General features: G+C 48.1%; 2 protein-coding genes and 2 rRNA genes (1 of these 4 running past the window's edge). 2 read left to right on the forward strand and 2 right to left on the reverse strand.

The genetic code is table 11. The annotated features are described in order from the left end of the window. Nucleotides 1–353: 353 nt before the first annotated feature. Complete coding sequence (sda, locus tag N1I86_RS16595; protein ID WP_341097552.1) at nt 354–476, reverse strand: sporulation histidine kinase inhibitor Sda; 123 nt, start codon at nt 474–476, stop codon at nt 354–356. Nucleotides 477–825: 349 nt separating this feature from the next. Continuing rightward, entirely contained in the window at nt 826–1,869 is a 1,044-nt protein-coding gene (locus N1I86_RS16600; protein WP_048622401.1) for an IS30 family transposase, read from the reverse strand. 339 nt (nt 1,870–2,208) lie between these two features. Here N1I86_RS16600 and N1I86_RS16605 point away from each other — a divergent pair. After that, a 16S ribosomal RNA gene (locus tag N1I86_RS16605) occupies nt 2,209–3,763 on the forward strand. 259 nt (nt 3,764–4,022) lie between these two features. Then, nucleotides 4,023–5,000 (forward strand): 23S ribosomal RNA (locus N1I86_RS16610); it runs 1,955 nt beyond the window's last position. The 16S and 23S rRNA genes sit together here, the layout of an rRNA operon.

Genomic DNA, 5,000 nt, shown 5'->3' on the forward strand with positions numbered 1-5,000 from the left:
GTGGAGTGACCACTGGCATAAAGAGAACAGCTATTCACGGAAGTTATAAAGACTTGCGTCAATTATCTTAATTGAACCGCCGTATACGGAACCGTACGTACGGTGGTGTGAGAGGACGGGAGTTAATCGCTCCCTCCTACTCGATTCATTCATATTTTTTGATTTATGCTTTGCCATTGTGACAGCTTGGGGTCACACCGTAACGTTTTGTTTTCTGGTTCGAAGGCTTGTGCGGCACAAGAACACCATCTTTTTTTGTGAAAAATGGTGAAGGAACAACTTGAAATGTGACCACTAAAAAAGATGGCCCATGAAAGACCATCTTCTCATTCCGTTTATTCCATATTGCTGCACTAGTATCGTGCAGGATTTAATCCCCTCCGTTTGACTTCCTTCTTTAATAATTCAATCCATTCACGTTCCTGACCTTTTTTTAATGCGTCGCGATAGGATGCCACCAATTGTTCATTGCTCATGATTTTCAATGACAAAACCCCTCTCGGAAAGGATTTATAATATAGAATCATCTATATTGTCTGATATTTTAACAAATTATGATTTCGTTTGCAAAGGAAAATTCGAGGAAATTTTGAAAAATAAAAGGTCTTAAATTGCAATATTAAATGCAACAAGTATTGAAAGACCAGATAACCCATGATTAAGTAGAATCGGGACACTCTGCGCGACTTGACGTGGAGTGGTGGGCATGGTAGCCTGGTTGGCCCAGCCAGTACCGTATACCTGGCTTCATGGCTGGTAGCCATGCCCGCAGAGGCTCTTTGTCAAGTTGCTAAAAACCAACCCTTTGGGTTAGCTGGCTTAAGGTTAAGAAGCTAAGCCAGCTAACTCTATTTGGAAACACTCCTCAGGTGTACGATAATTGAGGATCTTCCTTGGAAGATGGTTACACCAATTTTCAACATAGGTAATGGTTTCGTCTGCCACAGAGGAAATGGGTCTCCCCTTTGGTATGAAGCGCCTAATAAGGCCATTATGACGCTCGTTGGTTCCTCGTTCACAGGATGTGTAAGGGTGTGTAAAATAAACCTCTGTTAGATCTTTTTCAACACTAAGGCCGAGGTCAGCAAATTCAGAACCGTTATCAGCCGTAATGGTTTTAAACACTTTAGAGAACCGATTACCATAAGACACTTTCAACTGAGATATGACTTCTGAAACGGATAGACTATCCTTGGCTGTCACTCTCAAAATTATTTCTTTACGGGTTTTGCGCTCAGTAAGAGTCAATAAGGCCTGATCTTTAGTCTTCTTGCCTATAACCGTATCAATTTCCCAGTGACCAAACTCTTGGCGTTCATTGACTTCAATTGGTCGCTCATCGATACTGCGTCCTAAGATCTTCTTATTCTTCCGGTTACGTTTTTTCTTGGTGTTCAGGGTAATTTTCATAGGTAGGTCAATGTTTTTAACGCCTATAAGTCCTAGATCAATATAGTTATAAAGGGTCTTGGTGCAAACCATTTTGTCTTTGAATTTCCCATCACGTTTGGCTCTCCCACATACCGCATCAGGAGACCATTTCTTATCAAGGATCTGAGTTTCGGCATACTTAATAAACTCGATGGCATCGTCTAGTTTTAGCTTGCGGCCACAGGCTTTCCTGTTTCTCTCATAGAGAAGTTGACCTGTGTCTGGAAAATAGACATGAACAATTTTCCCGTTGCTTTTTCTTTGTGGCACTGTACCTCTTCTTAACTCACGGGAGATGGTGCTTTTGTGACAACCAACATAATCTGCAATCTCCTGTTGAGTCTTACCAGCAGCGTGTAAGGCCGCAATTTTCCCACGGTCATAAGCCGTTAAGTGTTTGAAATGCCGAGCTCCTATGGTAGAATTAGTAATTGCCATAGATAAATCCTCCGTATCGATATTGTTTTAGTCGACTTAATCATACGTGGTTTATCTATGGTTTTTCATTTTTTATGCTTGTTGCATTTGATTATACAACTAGCCACCGAATAATTTTCTTTACACTTTTTAAAAAAATGTAGTATTAGTATTGACAGCTATATTTAATGGTGATAATATATATATCGTCGCTGTTAGTTCTTGAAAAAAAGAAAAAACAGTAGACATAAACTTAGATTTGTGATATTATTTAAAAGTTGACAGGAAATTGATCTTTGAAAACTGAACAAAACGAAGCGTAAACCAATGTTTCGATAGAAACAAGCCAAGTCAAATTTCTTTTTGGAGAGTTTGATCCTGGCTCAGGACGAACGCTGGCGGCGTGCCTAATACATGCAAGTCGAGCGGACTTTCAAGAAGCTTGCTTTTTGAAAGTTAGCGGCGGACGGGTGAGTAACACGTGGGCAACCTGCCTGCAAGACGGGGATAACTCCGGGAAACCGGGGCTAATACCGGATAATATCTTCCTTCGCATGAAGGAAGGTTGAAAGGCGGCGCAAGCTGCCGCTTGCAGATGGGCCCGCGGCGCATTAGCTAGTTGGTGAGGTAACGGCTCACCAAGGCGACGATGCGTAGCCGACCTGAGAGGGTGATCGGCCACACTGGGACTGAGACACGGCCCAGACTCCTACGGGAGGCAGCAGTAGGGAATCTTCCGCAATGGACGAAAGTCTGACGGAGCAACGCCGCGTGAGCGAAGAAGGTCTTCGGATCGTAAAGCTCTGTTGTCAGGGAAGAACAAGTACCGTTCGAACAGGGCGGTACCTTGACGGTACCTGACCAGAAAGCCACGGCTAACTACGTGCCAGCAGCCGCGGTAATACGTAGGTGGCAAGCGTTGTCCGGAATTATTGGGCGTAAAGCGCGCGCAGGCGGTCTCTTAAGTCTGATGTGAAAGCCCACGGCTCAACCGTGGAGGGTCATTGGAAACTGGGAGACTTGAGTGCAGAAGAGGAGAGCGGAATTCCACGTGTAGCGGTGAAATGCGTAGAGATGTGGAGGAACACCAGTGGCGAAGGCGGCTCTCTGGTCTGTAACTGACGCTGAGGCGCGAAAGCGTGGGGAGCGAACAGGATTAGATACCCTGGTAGTCCACGCCGTAAACGATGAGTGCTAAGTGTTAGAGGGCTTCCACCCTTTAGTGCTGCAGCTAACGCATTAAGCACTCCGCCTGGGGAGTACGGCCGCAAGGCTGAAACTCAAAGGAATTGACGGGGGCCCGCACAAGCGGTGGAGCATGTGGTTTAATTCGAAGCAACGCGAAGAACCTTACCAGGTCTTGACATCCTTCGCTACCTCTAGAGATAGAGGGTTCCCCTTCGGGGGACGGAGTGACAGGTGGTGCATGGTTGTCGTCAGCTCGTGTCGTGAGATGTTGGGTTAAGTCCCGCAACGAGCGCAACCCTTGACCTTAGTTGCCAGCATTCAGTTGGGCACTCTAAGGTGACTGCCGGTGACAAACCGGAGGAAGGTGGGGATGACGTCAAATCATCATGCCCCTTATGACCTGGGCTACACACGTGCTACAATGGATGGTACAAAGGGTCGCGAAACCGCGAGGTGGAGCCAATCCCAAAAAACCATTCTCAGTTCGGATTGCAGGCTGCAACTCGCCTGCATGAAGCCGGAATCGCTAGTAATCGCGGATCAGCATGCCGCGGTGAATACGTTCCCGGGCCTTGTACACACCGCCCGTCACACCACGAGAGTTTGCAACACCCGAAGTCGGTGAGGTAACCCTTACGGGAGCCAGCCGCCGAAGGTGGGGCAGATGATTGGGGTGAAGTCGTAACAAGGTAGCCGTATCGGAAGGTGCGGCTGGATCACCTCCTTTCTAAGGAAGAAGAAAAGCAGAGGCGACTGTTCAGGTGCGACAAGCACAAGACAGCTTGCGAGGAGGTAGTATTTCAACCACCGCAGCAAGATGGATTGTGACCTCGAGCACCTAGGAGCCGGAGCTGGACAGATATGAAGGAGCGCTTTCGTTTTGTTCAGTTTTGAAGGATTTCATCCTTCCAAGTTGTTCCTTGAAAACTAGATAGAAGAAAGAAGCAGCATAAACCGAGTATCGCCATCTAGGATAAAACCAACATGGTTAAGTTAGAAAGGGCGCACGGTGGATGCCTTGGCACTAGGAGCCGATGAAGGACGGGACTAACTCCGAAAAGCTCCGGGGAGCTGTACGTAAGCGTTGATCCGGAGATTTCCGAATGGGGAAACCCGCTGCCCGTAATGGGGCAGCATCCTTGCCTGAATCCATAGGGTAAGGAAGGCAACCCGGGGAACTGAAACATCTAAGTACCCGGAGGAAGAGAAAGCAACAGCGATTCCCTGAGTAGCGGCGAGCGAAACGGGAACAGCCCAAACCAGAAGGCTTGCCTTCTGGGGTTGTAGGACACCAATGGTGGAGTCACAAAGGAACGAGGTAGACGAAGAGGTCTGGAAAGGCCCGTCAGAGAAGGTAACAACCCTGTAGTCGAAACTTCGTTCCCTCCCTGGTGGATCCTGAGTACGGCGGGACACGAGGAATCCCGTCGGAAGCTGGGAGGACCATCTCCCAAGGCTAAATACTCCCTAGTGACCGATAGTGAACCAGTACCGTGAGGGAAAGGTGAAAAGCACCCCGGGAGGGGAGTGAAAGAGAACCTGAAACCGTGTGCCTACAAGTAGTCAGAGCCCGTTTACGGGTGATGGCGTGCCTTTTGTAGAATGAACCGGCGAGTTGCGATCTCATGCGAGGTTAAGTCGAAAAGACGGAGCCGCAGCGAAAGCGAGTCTGAACAGGGCGCATGAGTATGGGGTCGCAGACCCGAAACCAGGTGATCTACCCATGTCCAGGGTGAAGGTGAGGTAACACTTACTGGAGGCCCGAACCCACGCACGTTGAAAAGTGCGGGGATGAGGTGTGGGTAGGGGTGAAATTCCAATCGAACTTGGAGATAGCTGGTTCTCTCCGAAATAGCTTTAGGGCTAGCCTCAAGGGAAGAGTCTTGGAGGTAGAGCACTGTTTGGACTAGGGGCCCTCATCGGGTTACCGAATTCAGACAAACTCCGAATGCCAGCGACTTATC

It is taken from the genome of Bacillus sp. FSL W8-0116 (assembly GCF_038003825.1).
In the GTDB taxonomy this organism is placed as follows: Bacteria; Bacillota; Bacilli; order Bacillales; family DSM-4216; genus Bacillus_O; species Bacillus_O smithii.

Bases quoted from the DNA above. Each gene is read 5' to 3' on its own strand.
- sda (WP_341097552.1), bottom strand. From the start codon at position 476: ATGAGCAATGAACAATTGGTGGCATCCTATCGCGACGCATTAAAAAAA.
- N1I86_RS16600 (WP_048622401.1), bottom strand. From the start codon at position 1,869: ATGGCAATTACTAATTCTACCATAGGAGCTCGGCATTTCAAACACTTA.